Below are 21,390 nucleotides of genomic sequence, written 5' to 3'. Positions count from 1 at the left end.
GAGAGAAGCAATGGCTGGTGACACCGTCATCACGGTGGTCGGGAACCTCACGGGCGACCCGGAGCTCCGCTTCACCCCGTCCGGGGCTGCGGTCGCGAACTTCACGATCGCGAACACGCCTCGGACCTTCGACCGCCAGAGCAACGAGTGGAAGGACGGCGACACGCTGTTCATGCGCTGCTCGATCTGGCGTGAGGCTGCTGAGAACGTCGCGGAGTCCCTCACCAAGGGAACCCGCGTCATCGCTCAGGGCCGACTCGTGCAGCGCTCGTACGAGACCCGTGAGGGTGAGAAGCGCACCGTCGTCGAGCTTCAGGTGGAGGAGATCGGTCCTTCCCTGAAGTACGCGTCCGCGAAGGTCACCCGGGCCCAGCGCTCGGGCGGCGGTGGCGGAGGCGGCTTCGGCGCCAGTTCTGGTGGACAGGCACAGGCAGACGACCCGTGGGCGACCGCAGGTCCGGCGTCGTCGAACAGCGCAAGCTCGTTCGCCGACGAGCCGCCGTTCTAGTCCCCACCCCGTAGATCGCCTCCGGTCTCGTCCCCGCGCCACGCGCGCGGACGTCCGGAGCACCCTTGAGTGAAGGAGCAACCGCAATGGCAAAGCCCGTTGTGCGTAAGCCGAAGAAGAAGTCCAACCCCCTGAAGTCGGCGAAGATCGAGACCGTCGACTACAAGGACACCGCGCTGCTGCGTAAGTTCATCTCGGACCGCGGGAAGATCCGCGCCCGTCGTGTCACCGGTGTGTCCACCCAGGAGCAGCGTCAGATCGCGCGTGCAGTCAAGAACGCACGCGAGATGGCTCTTCTCCCCTACTCGTCATCTGCACGCTGAGAAGGGGCTGAAGACACATGGCAAAGCTGATTCTTACCCACGAGGTCACCGGCCTCGGTGAGCCTGGCGACGTCGTCGACGTCAAGGACGGGTTCGCCCGTAACTACCTCGTCCCGCGCAGCCTGGCCACCCCGTGGTCCAAGGGTGCCGAGTCGCAGGTGACCGCGATCCGCAAGGCCCGCAAGGCCCGCGAGATCGCCACCCTCGACGAGGCCAAGGCCACGCGTGACTCGCTGCAGTCGAAGCCTGTCGTCGTGAAGGCGAAGGCCGGCAACGGCGGTCGCCTCTTCGGCGCCGTCACCACGGCCGAGATCGCTGACGCGGTCGCTGCCCTCGGTGGCGTCACCGTCGACAAGCGCAAGATCGAGATCACCCAGCCGATCAAGTCGACCGGAGACTTCTCCGTGTCGGTCCGCCTGCACCCTGAGGTGTCGGCGAAGATCGCTGTGAAGGTCGTCGAGGCCTGAGCATCTGACGAGCGCCCCCTCGGGGCGTGAGCCTGCTGCTCGTGCACGACGCGAAGGGCCCGGACCTCCTCGGAGGACCGGGCCCTTCGTCGTGCACCGGGGCTGGCTGTCAGAGACCGACGACCCGTCGGAGCCCTGCGTCGACGGCGTCCACGAGATTGCGCGGGAGGACGGTGCCGGTCGGGTCGATGTCTGTCCGGTCGACGGTCAGCGGCTGCGACACGTCGACGACCGAGTCTGTGGGCAGACCGGACGCCATGCACGTGAGACGCCGAGGTCGCACGCAGCACCTCCAGGTCGCACGCATCGTCACGAGGTCGTGCAGACACGCCGGGTCAGGGTCTTCTGGGGCGGATCCTGGCGTGTTCGTGCGACCTCGTGGTCGTCGGTGCGACCTCGATCAGGGGAGTCAGGCGCCGGAGACCATCCAGCGGTCGGAGCGGGCGCGCAGGCCTGTCGTGACGGCGCGGGCGAGCATGAAGACGCCCGCGAAGGCGAGCCACAGCCACGCGAGACCGGCGGGTCCCTCGGGAGCCCACGCACGGACGGCGAGGGCGACCGGGGCGTAGACGACCACGGTGAGCATGCCGGCCCATGCGAGGTAGCGACCGTCGCCCGCGCCGATGAGCACGCCGTCGAGCACGAAGACCCAGCCGGCGAGCGGCATGAGCGCCCCGGCGACCACCATGCCGAGCGTGATGGCGACGCGGACCTCGTGGTCGGTCGTGAAGAGCAGCGCGAACCACCAGCCGCCTGTGGCGATGACCACGCCGATGACCGCTCCGGCGCCGACCCCCCACTGGAGGGTGCGGCGCAAGATCGCCCGGGTCTCGGAGACGTCGCCGGCACCGAGCCTGTGCCCGATGAGTGCCTGCGCGGCGATCGCGAGGGCGTCGAGCGCAAAAGCGGCCAGACCCCACACGCTGTTGAGCACCTGGTACCCGGCGAGGTTCACGGCCCCGAGGCCCGTCGCGACGAAGACCGTGAGCAGGATGGCGAGCCGCAGCGAGAGGGTCCGGACGAAGAGGGGGACCCCGGCGCGGGCGTTGGCGAGGATCCCGCCGGAGGCCGGGCGCAGCGAGGCGCCTGCCGCGCGTGCGCCGCGGACGACGACGACCGTGAGCACGGCGCCCATCGTCAGCTGGGTGGCAGCGGTCCCCGCAGCCGAGCCGGCGATGCCGAACCCGAGCCCGTAGACGAGCGCGACGTTGAGGACCGTGTTGGTCACGGCCCCGCCGACCGCCACGTACAGCGGGGTGCGGGTGTCCTGGAGGCCGCGCAGCACGCCTGTCGAGGCGAGCACCACGAGCATCCCCGGGAGGCCTGGGCTCGACCAGCGCAGGTAGGTCACGGCGTGCCCGGCGACGGCGCCCTCGGCGCCCATAGCGCTGATCGCCCAGGGGGCGGAGAGCCACAGCGCCGTCGCGAGCACGACACCGAGACCGGCGGCCAGCCACATGCCGTCTACACCGGACTGGAGTGCCTCCGCGCGGTGGCCGGCGCCGACCCTGCGGGCGACCGAGGCTGTCGTCGCGTAGGCGAGGAACACGCACAGCCCGACGAGAGTCAGCAGGATCGTCGACGCGACGGAGAGCCCCGCGAGGTGCTCCGTCCCCAGGTGGCCGACGACCGCGGAGTCGACGAGGACGAAGAGAGGCTCGGCGACGAGCGCCCCGAGAGCGGGCACGGCGAGCGCGAGGATCTGACGGTCGAGGGGACGACGGGCTCCGCGGTGCTCACGGGGCACAACACTGTCCGCCACGTGGTCCCTCCCAGGGTCGAGGCATGGATGTGTGGACAACGAATCTTCTCATCCACAGGCAGATCGGCGGAATTCCGGGGCTGAGGGCCTGATATTCGGCTGAGATCCGCGGTTGTCCCCAGTTATCCCCATGGTTATACACACTGTGGATGACCAGCAGCCAGCACCTGAGGAAGTTATCCCCAAGGGTGGGGACAACCCTGTGGACGACGTGGTTGATCGAGGGACTGGAGGCGCGTACGGTGCAGGCGGCAACCACCGACTGACACCCCGTGTCGGTGGCGAGGCGTAGACCTGAGACCTCGCCCGCACAGCAAGGACGGACCCCCATGTCGATCGACGAGCTTGACACCGGCTACAGCTCTTCCAGCCAGGGCTCGGGGTCGTCAGGTCCGGGGTTCGACCGCACCCCGCCCCAGGACATCGCCGCAGAGCAGAGCGTCCTCGGCGGCATGCTCATCTCGAAGGACGCCATCGCCGACGTCATCGAGCAGCTCAAGGGCACGGACTTCTACAGGCCCGCGCACGAGGCCATCTACGACACGATCCTCGACCTCTACGGCCGCGGCGAGCCTGCTGACGCGATCACCGTCGTCGCTGAGCTCACCAAGCACGGCGAGATGGGCCGTATCGGCGGAGCCCCGTACATCCACACCCTCATCTCGATGGTGCCGACGGCCGCCAACGCGGGCTACTACGCCCGCATCGTGCGCGAGCGGGCCGTGCTGCGCCGCCTCGTGCAGGCCGGGACGCGCATCGTCCAGCTCGGCTACGCGACCGACGGTGGTGACGTCGACGAGCTGGTCAACAACGCGCAGGCCGAGGTCTACGCCGTCACCGAGACCCGGTCCTCCGAGGACTACGCGGTGCTCGGCGACGTCATCGGCGGAGCCGTCGACGAGATCGAGGCCGCGGGCCACCGCGGGGAGGGCATGGTCGGCGTCCCGACGGGCTTCGCCGACCTCGACAGGTTGACGAACGGTCTGCACCCCGGCCAGATGATCGTGCTCGCGGCACGCCCGGCTATCGGAAAGTCGACGCTCGGGATCGACATCGCGCGGTCGGCGTCGATCAAGCACGGGTTGACGTCTGTCGTGTTCTCGCTCGAGATGAGCCGCAACGAGATCACCATGCGTCTGCTCTCGGCCGAGGCCCGCATCCACCTGCAGAAGATGCGCAACGGCTCCATGGGCGAAGAGGACTGGCAGAAGCTCGCCGGGACCATGGGCAAGATCTCCGAGGCGCCGCTGTTCATCGACGACTCGCCGAACATGTCGCTCATGGAGATCCGCGCCAAGTGCCGGCGCCTCAAGCAGAAGCACGACCTCAAGCTCGTGGTGATCGACTATCTCCAGCTGATGACCTCGGGAAAGCGCGTCGAGTCGCGTCAGCAGGAGGTCTCGGAGTTCTCCCGTGCGCTCAAGCTGCTCGCCAAGGAGCTCGAGGTGCCGCTCATCGCGATCTCACAGCTCAACCGTGGCGCCGAGCAGCGCACCGACAAGCGCCCCGCGATGTCCGACCTGCGTGAGTCCGGCTCGATCGAGCAGGACGCCGACATCGTCATCTTGCTGCACCGTGAAGACGCCTACGAGAAGGAGTCTCCGCGCGCCGGCGAGGCCGACCTCATCGTGGCCAAGCACCGTAACGGCCCGACCGACGTCATCACCGTGGCGTTCCAGGGTCACTACTCACGCTTCGTCGACATGCAGGCGTGAGACCGGGGGACACCGGAGAAGGGCACAGGGGTGAGAGCTGTCCATCCGGCCGCACGTCGACTGGCGGCGGTCCTCGCCGTCGTGCTGGTGGTGGCAGGCGTGGTGGCCACGGCAGTCGGTCTCGTGCGGTGGCTCGAGCCGCTGACAGACCTGGAGGGCGGGGTCTCGGTGCCGATCCAGGTGACAGCCTCTGACGGGGTGGGAGCCGACCTGCAGCTCCTCGTCGAGATGGAGCCCTACGACGACGTGCGGGTCGGCGGGATCCCGACAGGTGGTCTCCCGCACACCGACAGCCGTACGTACCCGCTCGGTGTCGTGACGGTCTACGCTCCCGACGCCTCGACGAGCGAGAAGCTCTTGTCCCGAGCAGACGCGATGCTGCGCGGGATCGCCCTGCTCGTCGCGGCCCTCGCGCTCCGGCCGGTGCTCCGTGCTGTCGCCGCTGACCGGCCGTTCCGACGCCACGACGGTCGTCGCGTGCAGGTCGCGGCCCTGTGCGTGGTCGTCGGCGGCTATGCCGCACCGCTCCTGCCGTGGCTGGCCAGCGCGTCGGTGCTCACCAGGCTGGACGACCCCCACGGCCTCAGCGCGACGGCTGTGCACCACCTCGAGGTGTTCGTGGTCGCGGCGCTGGTGGTGCTCGTCGGTGCTGTGGTGAGTGCTGGCACGCAGGAACCACGCAAGGTGTCGAGGGCCTGACCCGTCCGACGCTGTCAGGCCGGACTGCCCGCGGGTGTGTAGCGTCTGGCGGATGAGTCACGACGCGCAGGACCATGTCTCGACAGGTCGGCTCCCCGGGCGGGACGTGGTCGGCGAGGCCGTGCAGCGCGCCTACGAGGACTTCCGGTCGCTCGGCGAGGGCGAGGTCATCCAGGACGTCCCGGCGCTCGCGGACGCCGACCCGGACCTCTTCGGGGTCGCGCTGGTCCACGTCGACGGCACGGAGCACACAGCAGGCGACTCCGGGCACAGGTTCACCATCCAGTCGATCTCGAAGGCCTTCGTCTACGCGCTGGTCTGCCAGGAGATCGGCCACGATGCAGTGCTCGCCAGGGTCGGGGTCGACAACACGGGTGTGCCCTTCGACTCGGTCCTGGCGATCGAGCACAACGAGGGCCATCCGATGAACCCGATGGTCAACGCGGGTGCGATCGCGACGACAGGGCTCGTCCCCGGGGCGAGCCGTGACGACCGCTGGGGCTTCGTGCTCGAGGGGCTGTCGCGTTTCGCGGGTCGGGACCTCGAGGTCGACGAGGAGGTCTTCTCGTCGGAGTCGAAGGAGAACGAGCGCAACCTCGGTCTCGCCCACCTGCTCCAGGGCCACGACAGGCTCAGTGGTGACCCTGCGGAGGTCGTCGACACCTACACACGCCAGTGCGCGCTGCTCGTCGACGCTCGCGACCTCGCGGTCATGGGCGCGACGCTCGCCGGTGGCGGGGTGAACCCTGTGACAGGCGTCCAGGTCGTCGACCCGTCGATCTGCCGGGACACGCTGAGCGTCCTCGCGTCGACCGGGATGTACGAGCGGTCGGGGGAGTGGCTCTTCGAGGTCGGGGCACCTGCCAAGAGCGGCATCTCCGGGGGCATCGTCACCGTGTCACCCGGCAAGGGGGCGATCGGGACCTTCTCGGCACCGCTCGACGACGCCGGGAGCTCGGTCCGTGGTCGCCGTGCCACGTCCCAGCTGGCCCGTGAGCTCGGGCTCGACGTCTTCGCCTCCCGCGCTGCGCCCCGCCGTTCGTCGACCACCTGACCGGAGGGTCGGTGCGCTGCCCTCAGGACCGCAGCGCCCACCCGCAATAGCTGCGCCATGCGTGGACCGCCGTGCGGGTGCGCCGACGGAGCGTGCGGAGGTCCTCCGGGACGCTGCCCGGCCGGGCGAGGGCGCGGTCGAAGGGGAGCCTCAAGACCGCTCCTGCCGGGGCCTTCTCGAGCGTGGTGCCGCGCTGCCTGCCGTACACCTCGGTCTGGACGACGGCGACGCGGGCCAGGAGCGCACTGTCACCCTCGGCGATCGCCGCCGTCAGCCGCAGGGCGTCAGCCGTCCCGAGCGGGGTGGCGGGAGCCGCCACGGCGACGGCGACGTCGCCCGACCGCAGCAGGTCGAGGGCGTCGGAGGCCGCGCAGACACCGACGTCCCAGATCGCCGACTGCGGGTCGACGCGGCCCACCTCGTCGCCGCCGCACCGCTCGACGAGGCCTGTGCCGCCGGTGCCGAAGAGCCCTGGTGCACCGCGGGCGTCGTCACGGGTCGCCGCGAAGGCGAGCGCAGCGAGGGTGCTGGCCCCGGCGCCCGAGGTCACGGAGACGATCGCGAGGGTCCTCACGACTCGACCTCCGGGTCGCGGGCCACCTGGATGACGTGCGGACGCCCACCGCGGCGGATGAACCGACCACGTCCGGGCGGGAACCTCTCAGGGTAGATCCGGCTGACCAGCTGACCCTCGCTGCGCTCGCCCGACATGAGCAGGATCGAGCCGCCGGTGTCCCGGGTCACCTGGATCATCTGCGAGTACATGGCGCGGCTCGCCCCGGCGACGGGCCGGGTGAGCACGACGTGCAGACCGAGGTCGCGCGCGCTCGGCATGTACGGCATGAGCGGCGCGAAGGGGTCGGCGCCACCGGCCGAGACGATGTCGTAGTCGTCGATGAGCACGACGATGCGCGGCTCGCGCGCACGCTCCTCGGGCGAGCGGCCGGGCCGCTGCTCGAGCTCGCTCGCGATCGACTCGGCGAGCCCGCGCGCCTGGGTCGCGTTCTTGGCGTGCGCGGCGAGGTAGTCGTCCTCGACCACGTCGGGGACGTTGCCCCGCGGGTCGACGACGGCGATCGCGAGCTCGTCGCTGCTGAACCTCTCGATGAGACCCTTCGCGATGGTGCGCAGCAGCGTCGTCTTGCCGCACCGCGAGTCACCGAGGACCACGAGGTGCTGGTCGTCGCCGGTGAGCTCCCAGAGGGCGGCCTCCATGGTGTCCTGGCGCAGCCCGATCGGGACGACGTCGGGCTCGTCGAAGGCGTCGGGCAGCTCGGCGCGGTCCACGTCGAGCGGGAGCAGCCGGATCGGTGCGGCGGCCGGGCCGCTCCAGGACTCCGCGGTCCTCCGGGCGAGGGCCTCGAGCTCGTCTCCGACGGCGTCGTCGCCGACGACGTTGAGGACGGGCAGCGCGACCTGCGCGAGGTTCTTCGTGTCGAGGATCGCCCGACCCGGGGTGTCGGCCGAGAGCGTCGCGGACAGCTTGCGGTCGATGCTGGACTCGGCAGGGTCGTTGAGCCGCAGCTCGACGCGGGTGCCGAAGAGCGCCTGGTGGCCCATCCGCAGCTCGCTCCACCGGGTGAGCCCGACGACGAGGTGGATGCCGAAGCTTGCGGCCCGCGTCATGATGTCGGTGAAGGCTGTCTCGATCTCCTCGAAGTCCTGACGGATCTGCCCGTAGCCGTCGACGAGCAGCACCACGTCGGCCGCGTCGAGCTCGGGGATGCGGCCCGCGGCGTGCATCGAGCGCAGCTGCACCATCGAGTCGATCGAGTACTTCTTGAACACGGACTCGCGCAGGGCGAGCATGCCGCTGAGCTCTTCGACGAGCCTGAACAGCCTGTCCCGGTGCGAGCGCGTCGCGACACCGCCCACGTGCGGGAAGTGCTCGATGCGCTGGAGCCCACCTCCGGTCAGGTCCATGCCGTACACGGCCACGTCGCGGGGGGTGTACGTGAGCGACAGAGAGGCCGCGATGGTGCGCAGCAGCGTGCTGCGCCCGGTCTGCGGAGCCCCGATGACAGCCACGTGACCGCCCGCGCGGGCGAGGTCGAGACGCCACGGAGCCTGGGACTGCTGCGTCGGGTCGTCCTCGAGACCGATGACCACGCTCAGCCCGGGGGTGCGCTCGCCGGCCTTCTCGAGCACCAGCCCGAGGGCGAGGCGGTCGGGGAGCGGCGGGAGCCACACGGGGCTCACGGCACGGTCGTCGTCGCGCACCCTGTGCACGGACTCGTCGACGAAGGTCCGGCTCGTGTCCGGCCGCGTCAGCGACGGGGTGGCGGAGGCCTGCTCGGTGCTGCCGGGGGTCGAGATCCCGTTGAAGGTGGGCAGCAGGAGCGGGCGCGCCTCGGTCTCGTCGTCGCGCGAGGCACGCTGACCGTCGACCGGGCCCGAGACGAAACCGGACCTGAACCGTGTGTAGACGCTCGTGTCGACCTTGAGGTACCCGTAGCCGGGCAGCGCCGGCAGGTGGTAAGCGTCGGGCGTGCTGAGGACCACCTGCGACTCGGGCTCGCTGAAGGTGCGCAGACCGAGCCTGTACGAGAGGTACGTGTCGAGGCCGCGGAGCTTGCCACCCTCGATGCGCTGGCTCGACAGCAGCAGGTGCACACCGATCGACCGGCCGATGCGCCCGATCTGCAGGAACAGGTCGATGAAGTCGGGCTCGGCCGTGAGCAGCTCGCCGAACTCGTCGATGACGACGAACAGGTGCGGCATCGGGGCCATCTCGGGACGCTCGGCACGGAGCTGCCGGTAGTGCGAGATGGACGGCGACGACCCGGCCTCCTTGAGCATCCGCTGGCGCCGGACGACCTCGCCCTGGATCGACGCGCGGGCGCGCGTGGTGAGCTGCGGGTCGTCGGCGAGGTTGTCGATCAGCCCGGCGAGGTGCGGGAGCCCCGCGAAGGGTGCGAAGGCGGCTCCACCCTTGTAGTCGACGAGGATCATCGAGAGGTCTTCGGGCGGGTGCGTCAGCGCGAGGGACAAGATCAGCGTGCGGAGCATCTCGGACTTGCCCGAGCCTGTGGCGCCGATGCAGATGCCGTGCGGGCCCATGCCCAGCTGCGCGCTCTCCTTGAGGTCGAGCCGCACGGGGTAGCCCTGGTCGTCGGTCGCGAAGGGCACGTTGAGGAACTGCGCGGGCGACCGGGGACGCCAGAGCGTCTCGGGGTCGACGTCGTCGAGGCTGTCGATACCGAGCAGCTCGTAGATGTCGAGGGTCCTGTTGCCCTCCTCGTCCTGGGTGGCAGAGAGCGAGAGGCGCATGGCGGCCATCGCGCGGGCTGTCGACTCGAAGAGCGGCACACCGGTCTGGTCAGGCTCGAGGCTGACGTCGAGGGCGTCGGGGGTCCCCGGGGAGGTGGTGAGCGTCCCGGTCACGGTCCCGTCGAGCGTGATCCGTACGTCGAGCTCGCTCGGCTCGTCGAGCCGGTCCGAGAGCAGGTGCACGACCGTCACGCCGAGCTCCTGGAGCGTCGCGCCGGCGCCGACAGGAAGGGTCGAGGCGCGACGACCGTGGTCGTCGACGACCACGAGCAGACGCGACGGCTGGCTGCGCACGGACCCTGTCCGCTTCGATGAGTGGGCGTGCTGGAGCCTGTCGGTCAGCGTGCTGCCGAGCACGTGCGCCAGGCTTGAGAGGTCGGGCGCGACCCTGCGGGCAGGCACCGGACCGTCGAACAGCTCAGGGTCCTGGACGTGCGGGAGCAGGTCGAGACCCTGCCAGTCCGCGCTGCGGTCGGGGGCGTAGGCCGCGGCGATCGAGAGGTCGTCGGGTCCGTGCTGCGCGGCGAGCTGGAGCAGCATGCTGCGGACCGTCGCGACGGTGTGCGCGCGGTCGCCCACCACGGCCATCACAGCGACGTCCCGCAGGTCGACTGTCACCGGCATGGCCTCGACCCGCTCCACCTGGTCGGCGATCAGCCGAGCCTCGGACAGCAGGATCGGGTCGTGAGGCTCCATCGGCGACGAGGCCGGCGGGACCGTGAGGTCGAACCACGGCACGGCGCCCGTGCCGACGCGCACGGTGAGGAAGTCGGCGTCACGGCGCCGACGCTCCCACAGGCGCCGCGGGTCGCGGACGAGGGCCATGAGGGCCGAGGGCTCGGGGTGCATCACGGCGGCGTCGCGCCGGGCGTCGGCGGTGCGGGCGGCGAGGTCCCGGCGGAGCTTCTCGAGGTAGTCGAGGTAGAGCTCGCGCTTGGCGCGCTCCTGCTTGGCCGCACGGCCGCGCGAGGAGACCGCGAATCCGATGCCGCCGACGATCGCGACGACGAAGACGAGCGCTGCGACGACCATGAACAACGGCTGCCCGTTGCGCATGACGACCATCATGACGACCGAGGTCATGGCCCCGACGATCGGCAGGAGCATCTGGAGCGGCGTGCGGCCGCCCTGGTCGTCGCCGAGCGGGGGCGGAGGCGCGATCGACTCGGGCTCCGGCGCGGTGACCGGCACGGTGGTGCGGGTCGGGCGGTGGACGATCTTGAGACTCATGCGGCGCTCCCGCGGGTGTCGGCGCGTCGGCCGGCCACGTCGACGACAGCAGCCGCCAGACGGAGCGCAGCGAGCGTGGTGGAGGCGCGGAGCCTGTGGCTGCCGACGGGTCGGGCCGCACCGTGCGCGCGGTCGTAGGGGAGCGCCACGGCGGGCACAGGGAGGAGGCGGAGCATCTCGCCGAGGGCTGCCGTGCGCTCGCGGCGCACGTCGTCGACGGCCAGGAGCACCTGGACGCCGGCCTCCTCGACGGTGCGGGCGAGGTCGACCGCGCGCTGCAGCGAGGTCCTGTCGGCGGGGGTCGTCACGACCACGGCTGTGCTCGCCGAGAGCACCCGGCCGACTGTCGAGGCGTCGCGGACACCCCAGTCGGTGACGACGAAGTCGAAGAACCTGCCGGCCGGCGCGACGGCCTCCCACCATCGGGAGTCGTCGGCCGGACGCACACCAGCATCGGCCTCGCCCGCAGAGCCTTCGCCGTCGGATCCAGAGCCCGCGCCGTCGGCTGCGGGGACCGGCGCGGCCAGGTCGAGGCAGTAGAGCCCACCGAGGGTCTGCACCAGCCCGGCCGTCGCGGCGTCGGACCGGCGGGCTGCCCGGCGTGCCGTCTCGTCGGCCGGGGTGCTGGGCGCGGGCGTCGTGAGGCCCGCGTGCCACAGCGCCGAGCGTGCTGTGCGCGACGCGTTGACCAGGAGGATCCGCTGGTCGCGGCGGGAGGACAGGACAGAGGCCAGCAGACCACCGACGGTCGAGCAGCCCGAGCCACCAGCCACGCCCACGACCCCGACCCGGGTGCTGAGCGCGAGCGGCGCCCGCACGGCCTCGTCGAGCCTGCGCAGCTCTTCGGCGCGGGACGGCAGAGAGGCCACGAGGGTGGTCCAGGCGCGTCCCATCAGAAGGTCCCGACAAGGTCGGCGAACACGCCGAGGCGTGCAAGCACGAGGGGGACCAGCGCGAGGACGGCGATCAGCTCGACGATGTTCGCGAGACCGCGCAGACGCGCCTTGAGGTACTCGCTCGGGTGCGAGCCGACGAGCGCAGCGACCAGGACGGCGACGCCGAGCGCGACACCGACGGCCTGCTCGGGCTCGGTGCTGCCGAGGTCGACGAGGAGCGCGACCAGCGGCACCAGCCCGGCGAGCATCAGCACGAGACGCTGGGGCGCGAGGGGGAGGACCCGGGTGCGCAGCAGGAGCACCACGGCGAGGCAGGCCGTGAGGACCCGCGTCGCGGTGTCAGGAGCCCCGGCGAGGACCCAGGCGCACGAGCCGACGACGACAGCCGTCGCGACCGTCGCCCAGGTGAGCGCACGGTGGGTCGCGTCGACGGCGCGGCGTGCGGCTGCCCGTGGGATGCGGTTGCCCTCGACGACACGGTCGTCGAGCCCGCTCAGCCCGCTGACTGTCATCGCGATCCCGGGCAGCAGGCCGAGCAGCAGCGTGCCGACCACGGCGACGACAGCGGCCGAGTGCAGACGCTCCCAGCCGAGGGCGTGCATGGCGGCGAGCGCGCCGACCAGCACCGTGCCGACGACCCCGCCGAGCCCGAGACCGACGTCCCGGGAGCCCGCGGCCCCGACCAGCCCGACGAGGAGGCTCGTGAGCCCGAACCAGACGATCGCCGAGGTCCCGAGCGTCCCGTCGGCATGGTCGGCGCTCACCAGGAGCGCGGCGACCGCGGCACCGCCGACGGCACCTGCGGTGAGGACGACGGCTGGGCCGGCGAGGTGGCGGCGGCAGAGCACGGACGCGACGACAGCCACGCCGGCGCAGACCGCGAGCAGCGTGACCAGCGGGACGTCGAGCGACGAGACGGCCACCAGCGCCGCGTAGGCACCCAGGACAGCTGTGAGCACCGACGCGGCGACGACTCCCCACACGGGGCGCCACGCGTCGGCGCGGCTGTCGACGGCGTCCGCGACGACGTCGGTGACGTCGGCGACCTCGGGCGGCGGCGGAGCCTCGTCGACGCGCACGATGCGCAGCAGCGCACCGTGCTCGACCGACTGCTCGGCGAGGGTGAGCGAGGAGTCCAGCTGCTCGCCGACCCGCGTGACGAGGGCGACCGGGCGCGCCGAGCGCGCCTCGCCCTCGTCGAGCAGCACCAGCACGTCGGGCAGCATCGCGGCGACGGGCTCGTCGTCGGGGAGGACGAGGTCGGCCTTGCGGCCCTCGCCCTGGATCGTGACGCGGGTGTACTCGGTCACTTCTTCTCCTCCTCGACGACGCGCTGCGTCGCCGGGTCGATCGTCACGCCCGTGGACGGGTCCGTGTAGTAGCCGGTCTCGGTGTCGAGGTACCAGTCGATGCGGGGGTCGATGACGTTGCCGTCAGGGTCCTCGGCCAGGCCGGTCTCCCGGTCGACGAAGAACCCGGTCTGCGGGTCGATGAAGTTCCCGGACACCGGGTCCGCGAGGAACCCCGTCTCCGGGTCGAGCGGCATGTCAGGGGTCTCGGGGATCGGGTTCGCGGCGAGCGCGGCCCTGAAGGACGCCACGGCCTGGTCTTCCTTGCGGTTGTCGAGCAGGTTCACCACGAAGGAGAACCCGAGGCAGCCGACCCCGGCGACGGCGGCGATGACCACCGAGCCGATGAACCTGCGGACGTTCGTGTTGACCTTGCGGCGCTGCTCGAGCGCCCCGAAGGACAGCGCAGACGACAGCCGCTCGCGGTGCGTGCGGGTCGACTCGACGAGGATCCTGTCGCGGTCGGTCACTGGGGTGCCTCCGGTCGGGTGGGGTCGGCGACGTGCAGGGTGCGTGTGCCCAGCGCGATCCGCGAGCCGGCCGGGGCGGGTGTGCGCACGTGCGGGGTGAGCGGTGAGAACTGCTGGCCGGGCAGCGCCACGGCCGAGCCGTTCGCCGAGCCGAGGTCGGTGACCCACAGCAGCGGCCCGTCGAGCTCGAGGACGGCGTGGCTGCGCGAGATCGACCTGCCGATGTCCGGGATGCCCAGCAGGTAGTGCGTACCCGTCGGGTCGACGGGGCTGCGCCCGACGATCGTCGTGCCGAGGACCGTGACCGTCGCGCCCTCGTCGGTGACCACGACGACGCCGGGGGTGCGGGCCGTCTCCTGCGCCATCCACGGGTCGGCCGGAGCCGGGGCCTGCTCGGCCGGGACCGGCACCGAGGAGGCGGGGACGACGAGCAGCGGGTCGCGGCCGCGGGCGAGGTCTGCGGTCAGCCCGCGGCCCGGGACGAGTGCCCGCGCGGACGGCATCGCGCTCGCGCGGTCGACGGTCCGCAGACGCGTGAGGCGCAGCCCCAGGCTGCGACCGGTCCGGACGCGGTCTGCCACGACGACGAGAGCCACCACGGCCGCGAGGACGCCACCGACGACAGGGTGCAGCAAGAACCCCAGGCCGAAGGCGGCGGCGGCGACGAGCAGGTCGACGGCGGTGGCTGCCGCTCGACGAGCGCCCGCGGGCCTGACGTCGTGCAGGAGGATCGCGTGCGGGACGGCGCTGCGGTCGGCGACCGAGGTCCCGTCGTCGCGGTGCTGCTCGGCCACGGACGAGAAGGCGTGCATCGTCCACCCCCTTCGTCGGTCTGCTGCGTCTGCTGCTGTGGTCTGTCGTGCGGGCCGTGCCGTCCGTGAGGCTCGCACCCGCGGCCGCCTGAGCGTCCAGGCGCGGTCTGCCGGGCACGAACCTATCCTGCGCTCAGCCCTCTGTCCTCGTGTCCACAGGGGTGAGGTACCCAGTGAGAGGTACCCATCGCGGAACCTGGGCGCTGTGCTTACGGTGATGCCGACCGCTCGACGACGGGAGAGAACCATGAAGTTCGCGATGGAAGCCGATGCACTGCAGGTGCTCGGGCAGAAGACGGCGACGGAGTCTGATGACTTGGGTCAGCTGGTGCGGAACCTGAAGGAGGCTGCGGAGCCTCTGGAGTCCACGTTCAACGGTGTGGCCAAGGCGTCGTTCATCAGCTTCAAGGAGCGCACGGACGACATCTCTTCGATCCTCAACAATGCGTTGGTGGGGATCACGGAGTCGATCGGTGGTCAGAACCTGGCGTTCACGACTGCTGCTGACGAGGGTGCTGACCAGCACCGTTCTGCTGAGGGCTCCGCTGACTTCCAGGGTGCCGACACGTCCAAGTTCGCCCCCCGGGCCTAGAGGAGGATCGTCATGTCCAGCAACCAGATGGATCGTAACGACTACGACATCAGCTCGTCGCAGGCGGCTCAGTCGAACTTCGAGCGTGCTGCCGGTGCGCTCGAGGCGGCGCTGGCTCGTCGTGACATGGATGTCAAGAACGCGATGGCCGTGTACTCGGCCGACGGTGTGAGCGACAGGTATGCGGCGATGGAGGCCCAGTGGAACACCGCTGGTACCGAGGTCAAGGGCATCATCTCCGCGATCCGCACGTCTCTGTCGGAGAACGACGAGATCGCCCGCCGCGGGCTGCAGCAGGCAGCCTCCTACATCCCGGACTGAGCCATGAACATCGTCCACCCTGTCGCAGACGAGTGGGGCGAGGACTACGCAGTCTTCGCCGCCTCTGCCGAGCACGTCATCCTCAGCGAGCCGCTGGCCGCGTTCCTCGACTACGCCGTCACGGAGCGCCTGCGCCCCGTCCTGATGACGAGCACCGGGACGCGCCTGAGCCCCTTCGTGTCGCTCGCGATGCGCAGGGCCGGCGGGCTGTGGGCCGTGCAGAGCGCGGGCGGTGCGACGTACGACGGGCTCTCCGGCTACAGGATCGACACGCTCCGTGACCTCTGGGAGCGTCCCGGCCAGGGGACAGAGCGTCTGCCGTCCTACACGACCCTGGCCACCACGCACGAGCAGCAGTTCCCCGGCGTGCTGATGTTCGACGTCTTCGCGCACCAGCGTGCTGCCTCGGACACCACGGTCGGGACCCTGTCGGCGGCGATGATCTCTGCGCTCGGTGGGTCGCCCCTCGAGCTGTGGGGTCCCTTCGAGCCGCTCGTGGACCGCTGGGACACGCGGGTCCTCACCGAGGTCGCCCGCCGCGAGATGCCTGCGACGGACGCGCTGCACGGCCTGAGCCGTGACGGCTCCTTCGTGGACCTCTTCGTCGGTCGCACCCGGCGAGGGATCCTCGAGCAGATCAAGGGTGGGGTCGCCCTGCGTCGCTACCCCGACCACATCGGTGGTCTGGTGCAGACGGCGTCGCAGGCTCTCGCGACCATCGCCGACGAGTTCCAGCCGACGATCGGCTTCGTGTCGCTCGCCGAGACGGACATCGGGACGTGGGTCGAGCCGGCTGCCAAGCGGCCGGAGGTCCCGCTCGCGGTGATCATCGGGCCGCGTGGTGTGCACGACCTCGACATCGACGCCGCGGCCCTGGCCGAGAAGCACGACATCACGATGCTCGGGCGCAAGCGCACACCGAGCCTGCTCGTCAGGTTCAGCAACCCCGACCAGGGTCTCTGGGCCCAGCTCGTCGCCTTCGCCCACGACCTCGGTGCCGAGCGCATCGCGGCCGCAACAGGACTCGGGAGGGTCTGACATGCCAACGGAGATCGTGCTGCTGAGCGAGGTCGAGCCGACCTCGGCCGTCATGGTGCGGGCCGCCGCCGTCGACCACCCCGACGGGACGTTCCTGGAGTACCGCGACGGGCAGATCCGCCAGTTCGTCGACGCGCAGGGCCGTGCACTCCTGTCGATCTACAGGAGCCGACCCGTCCGGGAGCCCGCCCAGGCGGCCGACGCCCTGGTCCGGGCACCGACGGCCTTCGGTCTCTGGACCGACATGGCCGTCCCCTACGGGGACACAGGTGCCGGGCGGGCGCTCGCCGAGTCCATCGCCGCCGCCGTCGGCGGGACCATCGCCGACCGAGTCTGAGGGGAAGGCACGACCATGACGCAGTGGAAGATCGACCCCAGCGGGGTCCAGAGCATCCTCACGACGGTGAACACCGACGCGACCGAGCTGGGCACAGCCCTCTCCGAGGACAAGTTCCAGGCGGTCCTCGACGGGCTGACCTGGGGCGGGATGATCACGCAGGACGTCCCGACGGCCGTGAACGCGCTGTTCGCCGACCAGACCGCGAACCTCACGAACATCAACAACCGGATCAACGCCGGCACCGTGGGTGTGGCCAACGCGGTCATCGCCTACAACAACGGGCAGGAAGACATGTCCGCCACCTACCAGGCAGAGCTGCTCAGCTCCGCCGTAGACGGTGACTTCTCGTACTTCGTCGAGCACGGACACCAGGGCTGAGGACCACACCATGACGACGACACCCACGATGTGCGTGAACGACGGCGGGCTGATCAACCCCGACGCGTTCCCGGCACGCGCCAGCGACCTCGACACCGGGGCCATCACCGGCTCTGCGTCCAGCATCCGTGCGATGGCCACGACCGTCCACGACGAGACCAGCTCGATCGACACGACGTGGGCCGGGCTCAGCGGCAGCTACGAGGCCCCCGAGCAGGATCAGGTCTACGCGCTCATGACCCCGGCGGTCACCTCCGCCACCGAGCTCAAGACGGCCTTCGACGCGGCTGCCGGTCACCTGGACACCTACGCCGGGGTCCTCGACGGGATCAAGAGCCGTCTGTCGACCTTCGAGACGACCGCAGCGGACTTCCGAGCCGAGGTCATCAACGGTGTCGAGACGATCGCGGCCGAGAGCAACGAGGCGAACGTCGAGGACTACGCCGAGTGGGCCTTCCAGTGGGTGCCCGGCGTCGAGCAGCGCACGGTCACCGTGCCCTGGTACGAGGACAGCGCGACCGTCGAGCGCAACCAGAAGCTGCTCGAGGAGTACGCAGGGCTGCTGGAGGAGATCTCCACGGCGGCCACGCAGTGCGCCAACGACATCAACGCCCTGGTGCAGAACTCGTGCGTCGCACCCGTCGAGGCGATCCCCGCCGAGGCCTTCAACAACCCCGAGATGCCCATGCCGTGGGGCGAGTCCCGGGACGAGGACCGCAACTGCCCCGAGTCTGTCGGCCACGGCGCCGCGAACTTCGGCGTCGGCATCGCCGAGGGGGCCGGGATGCTCGTGCTCGGGTACAACCCCGAGAACGGCGAGTTCTTCCAGGGGGAGGCCTGGGGCCAGGCCTGGGGAGGGCTCGGCAACCTCGCCGGCTCCCTCGTGCTCGCCACGACCCCAGCCGCCACGATCGCCAACATCATGGCCGCGACGGGCAACGGCAACGCGTTCACAGACTTCATGTACGACCGCCAGAAGGTGGTCGCCGGGACCGTCGGCTCGATGATCGGCTTCGACATCGAGAATCCCGACGACCCGTGGCACAAGTGGAAGGAAGACGGAGTCGCGACGGGCACCGAGTCGATCCTCAACGTCGGCACCTTCTTCATCCCCGGTGCCGGGCAGGTCGGTGCGGGCCTCAAGGTCGGCAGCGCGAGCGCGAAGGTCGCGAAGATCGCGGCTGTCGGTGCCGACTTCCTCATCCCTGGAGGCTCGTGGGTCGTCAAGGGTGGCGTGCGCGTCGCGACAGGTCTGAGCGACCTCCTCAAGGTCGCCGACAACGGCGTCCCCGGTCTCGGTGCGACCACCCAGGTCGGTGTCAACGGCGTCAAGCTCTCGCCGACGGCCCTCATCAACGCGATCGACGACGTGCCGGTGTCCCAGGCGACCCCGCCGCCGAGCTCGTCGATCGTCCCGAGCGGCGGGGGACCCGGTACGACAGCCCCGCCGTCCGTCCTGCCCGACGTGAGCGGACCGGCGACCCGTCCCGGCCCGAGCATCGACGACGTCGCCCCCGACGGCCGCGGCCCCGAGCCGACGACGCCGGCCGACCCGGCACCTGCAGCTCCCGGACCCCAGGACGGCACGCAGCCACCGAGCGGACCACGGCCCGAGCCGACACCGGCCCCGGAGACGACCCCCGCGCCCGAGGCTGGTCCGCGACCGGAACCCGCACCCGAGACTGGGACACGGCCGGAGCCCGCTCCTGCCCCGGAGGCCGGACCGTCGCCTGCACCCGTCCCCGAGCCTGGACCTGCGCCCGACGGGACGCCTGCCCCCGAGACCGGCCCCGCACCCGAGGGCTCACCTGCCCCCGAGGCTGGGACGTCACCGTCGCCCGAGCACGGACCCGCGCCGGAGCCCGGCGTCGACCCGAGCCCGACACCCGAGACGAGCCCCGAGGCCGGTCCCGCTCCCGAGACGACCGAGCCCGGTGGTGCACCCGTGCAGCCCGCGCCGGACGCTGGAGCACCTGCCCCCGAGAGCCCGGCTCCTGAGGCCCCACGTCCGGAGCACACACCCGGTGGTCAGCCCTACGACCCCGAGGCCCCGGTCCGTGAGACCTCCGACCAGAGCCAGGCACCCGGTCGCCCGGACCAGGCCGACGTGGACGAGGCGCTGCGCAACGCTCCGGTCGACGAGAACGGCCGGCCTGTCGACCACCGCAACGGCGAGCCGCTGCGGGCGGACAACGCCGACGGGAGCCGCGGCTGGCACATGAAGTGGGACCCCGAGGCCCACCAGTGGGTCGCCGAGAACCCCGGCAACGCGCAGCCTGGCCCCGGCCAGCTGCCTGCGACGGGTGAGCCCAACAGCTTCGGCTACGACGCCAACGGCGACCGCCTGCCGTACGCGAACAACCGTCCCGAGTACGGCCCGGACCAGGTCCGTGAGGTCTGGGAGGCCGCGCAGGACCGCAACGGCCGGGTGTTCGTGACGAACGTCGAGGGCAAGCGCGTCGAGGTCTTCTGGGACCCGGGCGAGCCCGCGACCGCCACCTCTCCCGGCCGCCCGGCCGGCACGAGGGCCGGGGTCTGGGACATGGGCCACGCTCCTGGTTTCGAGTACCGCCGCCTGCGTGAGCGGTACCTGAGCGGGGAGATGACCCTCGACGAGTTCCTCGAGGAGTACCGCGACCCGAGCAGCTACAGGGTCGAGGACCCGTCGCGCAACAGGTCGCACGTCGACGAGATGTCCTAGGATCGCCCCACCCGCACGAACGCCCGAACCCAGGAGACCATCGTGACTGCTGCCTTCACCAAGGCGAAGACCGGGACGCTCGACGAGTTCCTCGGCGTCTACTCACCGAGCGGCGCGTCGGAGACCGGCATGGGTGGCATGACGCTGCTGTGCCGGGCGCTGGGCAACCGGCACCTCGACGCCCGCGTCGCCATCGCCAGCAGGCTGCTGGACGACGGGGCCGATCCCTCGACCGTGATCCCCCCGGACGGGTACAACGCGCTGCACATCCTCTTCGGGCAGGCCGTCCACGACCCGGAGGCCGAGGCGCCGCTCGTGCGGAGGCTGCTCGACGGTGGTGCCGACGTCAACGCCGTCGCCGTGCGCTGGGGGACGCCGCTGCAGACCCTGGCCGACAACCAGAAGTATGCGGACGACGAGCTCGCCCCGCTCTACGACGAGCTGTTCGCGCGGGACGACCTGGACCTGCTGGTACCCGGTGCGCAGGGGCGCTCGACGCTCGAGAGCGCACGCCTGCTGGGTGACGAGCGCGCCGACCTGGTGCGTCGCATGGAGCAGTACCTGACCGACCGCGGTGTCGCGGTCCCTGAGCGAGAGGTGTAGTCGTGGCTGTTCCGGAGTTCATCCCGAATTCGGGTGCCTGCCTGGTGTCGAAGAATGTCGTCAGCGGGGCTGGTCGGGTGCGGTGGATGGTGCGTGAGAACTCTCAGGCGCCTGCTGACAACGGGTGGCGGATCTTCTCGCACATCGACACCTCGGACTATCTGGCGGACGCGTCGAACCTGCAGATCTTGCCCTTCAACGACGTCTGCGCGATCGAGCCGGCGTTGATCGGGATCTACGACTTCCCTGTCGGGTCGGACCTGCAGCTGGTCGACGAGGGTGCCGGTATCAAGATCGTCGACACGGCGTCGGGCCGCGAGATCCCGCCGGAGAACTTCTACGTGCCGCCGTCGATGCGGGCGTGAGCAGGCTGCACGTCTGAGCGGGTTCTTCCCCCCCCCCCTTTCTCCCCGGGAGGGCACTTCTCCCCATCGTGATGGAGTGCGTCCTTTTCTAGGGTGAGCCTGGCTGCCCACGTGAGGTGGCTCTGGAATTCGCAGGGGGAGAGAACCATGAAGTTCGCGATGGAAGCCGATGCACTGCAGGTGCTCGGGCAGAAGACGGCGACGGAGTCTGATGACTTGGGTCAGCTGGTGCGGAACCTGAAGGAGGCTGCGGAGCCTCTGGAGTCCACGTTCAACGGTGTGGCCAAGGCGTCGTTCATCAGCTTCAAGGAGCGCACGGACGACATCTCTTCGATCCTCAACAATGCGTTGGTGGGGATCACGGAGTCGATCGGTGGTCAGAACCTGGCGTTCACGACTGCTGCTGACGAGGGTGCTGACCAGCACCGTTCTGCTGAGGGCTCCGCTGACTTCCAGGGTGCCGACACGTCCAAGTTCGCCCCCCGGGCCTAGAGGAG

23 protein-coding genes are annotated in these 21,390 nt (G+C 70.7%); 15 read left to right on the top strand and 8 right to left on the bottom strand.

Annotation, left to right across the window (positions count from 1 at the left end):
• Positions 1–10 precede the first annotated feature (10 nt).
• The 3 genes from SANBI_RS18650 to rplI all read left to right on the top strand — a co-directional run bounded on the left by SANBI_RS18650 (position 11) and on the right by rplI (position 1,298).
• Positions 11–508 carry a single-stranded DNA-binding protein gene (locus tag SANBI_RS18650; protein ID WP_056134547.1) on the top strand — a complete coding sequence of 166 codons (498 nt, stop codon included), beginning with the start codon at positions 11–13 and terminating at the stop codon, positions 506–508.
• Positions 509–594: 86 nt separating this feature from the next.
• Positions 595–831: a 30S ribosomal protein S18 gene (gene rpsR / locus SANBI_RS18645; protein ID WP_012868730.1), complete on the top strand. Its 237-nt coding sequence runs from the start codon at positions 595–597 to the stop codon at positions 829–831.
• Between the two features lie 17 nt (positions 832–848).
• Complete coding sequence (gene rplI / locus SANBI_RS18640; RefSeq protein WP_056134544.1) at positions 849–1,298, top strand: 50S ribosomal protein L9; 450 nt, start codon at positions 849–851, stop codon at positions 1,296–1,298.
• A 109-nt stretch (positions 1,299–1,407) separates the two neighbouring features.
• Here the strand turns inward: rplI and SANBI_RS18635 are convergent, their stop codons facing one another.
• Both SANBI_RS18635 and SANBI_RS18630 read right to left on the bottom strand, forming a co-directional pair.
• Positions 1,408–1,557 carry a hypothetical protein gene (locus SANBI_RS18635; protein ID WP_319157724.1) on the bottom strand — a complete coding sequence of 50 codons (150 nt, stop codon included), beginning with the start codon at positions 1,555–1,557 and terminating at the stop codon, positions 1,408–1,410.
• Between the two features lie 150 nt (positions 1,558–1,707).
• On the bottom strand, positions 1,708–3,045 hold the full coding sequence (locus tag SANBI_RS18630) for an MATE family efflux transporter (RefSeq protein ID WP_319157722.1): 1,338 nt from the start codon (positions 3,043–3,045) through the stop codon (positions 1,708–1,710).
• A 344-nt stretch (positions 3,046–3,389) separates the two neighbouring features.
• On the opposite strand from SANBI_RS18630, the gene dnaB reads away from it, so the two are divergent.
• The 3 genes from dnaB to glsA are packed head-to-tail and all read left to right on the top strand — an operon-like array spanning position 3,390 to position 6,528.
• Positions 3,390–4,775 (top strand): replicative DNA helicase, encoded by a 1,386-nt coding sequence (dnaB, locus tag SANBI_RS18625; RefSeq protein WP_319157720.1) that lies wholly within the window; start codon positions 3,390–3,392, stop codon positions 4,773–4,775.
• A 30-nt stretch (positions 4,776–4,805) separates the two neighbouring features.
• Positions 4,806–5,474 (top strand): hypothetical protein, encoded by a 669-nt coding sequence (locus SANBI_RS18620; RefSeq protein WP_319157718.1) that lies wholly within the window; start codon positions 4,806–4,808, stop codon positions 5,472–5,474.
• 52 nt (positions 5,475–5,526) lie between these two features.
• A complete protein-coding gene (gene glsA, locus SANBI_RS18615; protein ID WP_319157716.1) occupies positions 5,527–6,528 on the top strand; it encodes a glutaminase A in 1,002 nt (333 codons plus the stop codon).
• A 22-nt stretch (positions 6,529–6,550) separates the two neighbouring features.
• Here the strand turns inward: glsA and SANBI_RS18610 are convergent, their stop codons facing one another.
• The 6 genes from SANBI_RS18610 to SANBI_RS18585 are packed head-to-tail and all read right to left on the bottom strand — an operon-like array spanning position 6,551 to position 14,555.
• The gene (locus SANBI_RS18610) at positions 6,551–7,102 is read right to left on the bottom strand and encodes a hypothetical protein (protein WP_319157715.1); all 552 of its coding nucleotides are present in this window, start codon (positions 7,100–7,102) and stop codon (positions 6,551–6,553) included.
• Positions 7,099–11,028, bottom strand: coding sequence for a type VII secretion protein EccCa (eccCa, locus tag SANBI_RS18605; protein ID WP_319157713.1), 3,930 nt, complete (start codon positions 11,026–11,028; stop codon positions 7,099–7,101). Before eccCa ends, SANBI_RS18610 begins: the two co-directional genes overlap by 4 nt.
• Positions 11,025–11,921, bottom strand: a complete 897-nt coding sequence (locus tag SANBI_RS18600) for a hypothetical protein (RefSeq protein ID WP_319157711.1) — start codon at positions 11,919–11,921, stop codon at positions 11,025–11,027. The genes eccCa and SANBI_RS18600 overlap by 4 nt, the downstream gene beginning before the upstream one ends.
• Positions 11,921–13,234: an EsaB/YukD family protein gene (locus SANBI_RS18595; RefSeq protein ID WP_319157709.1), complete on the bottom strand. Its 1,314-nt coding sequence runs from the start codon at positions 13,232–13,234 to the stop codon at positions 11,921–11,923. The genes SANBI_RS18600 and SANBI_RS18595 overlap by 1 nt, the downstream gene beginning before the upstream one ends.
• Entirely contained in the window at positions 13,231–13,743 is a 513-nt protein-coding gene (locus SANBI_RS18590; protein ID WP_319157707.1) for an OCRE domain-containing protein, read from the bottom strand. Before SANBI_RS18590 ends, SANBI_RS18595 begins: the two co-directional genes overlap by 4 nt.
• A complete protein-coding gene (locus tag SANBI_RS18585; protein ID WP_319157705.1) occupies positions 13,740–14,555 on the bottom strand; it encodes an FHA domain-containing protein in 816 nt (271 codons plus the stop codon). Before SANBI_RS18585 ends, SANBI_RS18590 begins: the two co-directional genes overlap by 4 nt.
• Positions 14,556–14,802: 247 nt before the next feature.
• Here SANBI_RS18585 and SANBI_RS18580 point away from each other — a divergent pair, with 247 nt between their 5' ends.
• From SANBI_RS18580 to SANBI_RS18540, 9 genes are all read left to right on the top strand, one after another.
• Positions 14,803–15,147 carry a hypothetical protein gene (locus SANBI_RS18580; RefSeq protein ID WP_056134513.1) on the top strand — a complete coding sequence of 115 codons (345 nt, stop codon included), beginning with the start codon at positions 14,803–14,805 and terminating at the stop codon, positions 15,145–15,147.
• A 12-nt stretch (positions 15,148–15,159) separates the two neighbouring features.
• Positions 15,160–15,468, top strand: a complete 309-nt coding sequence (locus SANBI_RS18575) for a hypothetical protein (protein WP_319157692.1) — start codon at positions 15,160–15,162, stop codon at positions 15,466–15,468.
• Between the two features lie 3 nt (positions 15,469–15,471).
• Positions 15,472–16,506 (top strand): DUF6177 family protein, encoded by a 1,035-nt coding sequence (locus SANBI_RS18570; RefSeq protein WP_319157703.1) that lies wholly within the window; start codon positions 15,472–15,474, stop codon positions 16,504–16,506.
• 1 nt (position 16,507) lies between these two features.
• Entirely contained in the window at positions 16,508–16,843 is a 336-nt protein-coding gene (locus SANBI_RS18565) for a hypothetical protein (protein WP_319157701.1), read from the top strand.
• 15 nt (positions 16,844–16,858) lie between these two features.
• A complete protein-coding gene (locus SANBI_RS18560) occupies positions 16,859–17,224 on the top strand; it encodes a DUF6507 family protein (RefSeq protein ID WP_056134501.1) in 366 nt (121 codons plus the stop codon).
• A gap of 10 nt (positions 17,225–17,234) precedes the next feature.
• Complete coding sequence (locus SANBI_RS18555) at positions 17,235–19,925, top strand: GH-E family nuclease (RefSeq protein ID WP_319157698.1); 2,691 nt, start codon at positions 17,235–17,237, stop codon at positions 19,923–19,925.
• Between the two features lie 42 nt (positions 19,926–19,967).
• Entirely contained in the window at positions 19,968–20,528 is a 561-nt protein-coding gene (locus SANBI_RS18550; RefSeq protein WP_319157696.1) for a hypothetical protein, read from the top strand.
• A gap of 2 nt (positions 20,529–20,530) precedes the next feature.
• On the top strand, positions 20,531–20,893 hold the full coding sequence (locus SANBI_RS18545; protein WP_319157694.1) for a DUF2185 domain-containing protein: 363 nt from the start codon (positions 20,531–20,533) through the stop codon (positions 20,891–20,893).
• A 147-nt stretch (positions 20,894–21,040) separates the two neighbouring features.
• The gene (locus tag SANBI_RS18540; protein WP_056134513.1) at positions 21,041–21,385 is read left to right on the top strand and encodes a hypothetical protein; all 345 of its coding nucleotides are present in this window, start codon (positions 21,041–21,043) and stop codon (positions 21,383–21,385) included.
• Positions 21,386–21,390: the final 5 nt, after the last annotated feature.

It is taken from the genome of Sanguibacter biliveldensis, assembly GCF_033798665.1.
GTDB lineage: Bacteria > Actinomycetota > Actinomycetes > Actinomycetales > Cellulomonadaceae > Sanguibacter > Sanguibacter inulinus.
The sequence above is the reverse complement of the archived record's forward strand: the minus strand, read 5'-3'. Positions and strand labels throughout refer to the sequence as shown.

Bases quoted from the DNA above. Each gene is read 5' to 3' on its own strand.
- SANBI_RS18580 (WP_056134513.1), top strand. From the start codon at position 14,803: ATGAAGTTCGCGATGGAAGCCGATGCACTGCAGGTGCTCGGGCAGAAG.
- SANBI_RS18650 (WP_056134547.1), top strand. From the start codon at position 11: ATGGCTGGTGACACCGTCATCACGGTGGTCGGGAACCTCACGGGCGAC.
- SANBI_RS18585 (WP_319157705.1), bottom strand. From the start codon at position 14,555: ATGCACGCCTTCTCGTCCGTGGCCGAGCAGCACCGCGACGACGGGACC.
- dnaB (WP_319157720.1), top strand. From the start codon at position 3,390: ATGTCGATCGACGAGCTTGACACCGGCTACAGCTCTTCCAGCCAGGGC.
- SANBI_RS18540 (WP_056134513.1), top strand. From the start codon at position 21,041: ATGAAGTTCGCGATGGAAGCCGATGCACTGCAGGTGCTCGGGCAGAAG.
- SANBI_RS18635 (WP_319157724.1), bottom strand. From the start codon at position 1,557: ATGGCGTCCGGTCTGCCCACAGACTCGGTCGTCGACGTGTCGCAGCCG.
- SANBI_RS18555 (WP_319157698.1), top strand. From the start codon at position 17,235: ATGACGACGACACCCACGATGTGCGTGAACGACGGCGGGCTGATCAAC.
- SANBI_RS18565 (WP_319157701.1), top strand. From the start codon at position 16,508: ATGCCAACGGAGATCGTGCTGCTGAGCGAGGTCGAGCCGACCTCGGCC.
- SANBI_RS18575 (WP_319157692.1), top strand. From the start codon at position 15,160: ATGTCCAGCAACCAGATGGATCGTAACGACTACGACATCAGCTCGTCG.
- glsA (WP_319157716.1), top strand. From the start codon at position 5,527: ATGAGTCACGACGCGCAGGACCATGTCTCGACAGGTCGGCTCCCCGGG.
- SANBI_RS18560 (WP_056134501.1), top strand. From the start codon at position 16,859: ATGACGCAGTGGAAGATCGACCCCAGCGGGGTCCAGAGCATCCTCACG.
- rplI (WP_056134544.1), top strand. From the start codon at position 849: ATGGCAAAGCTGATTCTTACCCACGAGGTCACCGGCCTCGGTGAGCCT.
- SANBI_RS18600 (WP_319157711.1), bottom strand. From the start codon at position 11,921: ATGGGACGCGCCTGGACCACCCTCGTGGCCTCTCTGCCGTCCCGCGCC.
- SANBI_RS18570 (WP_319157703.1), top strand. From the start codon at position 15,472: ATGAACATCGTCCACCCTGTCGCAGACGAGTGGGGCGAGGACTACGCA.
- rpsR (WP_012868730.1), top strand. From the start codon at position 595: ATGGCAAAGCCCGTTGTGCGTAAGCCGAAGAAGAAGTCCAACCCCCTG.
- eccCa (WP_319157713.1), bottom strand. From the start codon at position 11,028: ATGAGTCTCAAGATCGTCCACCGCCCGACCCGCACCACCGTGCCGGTC.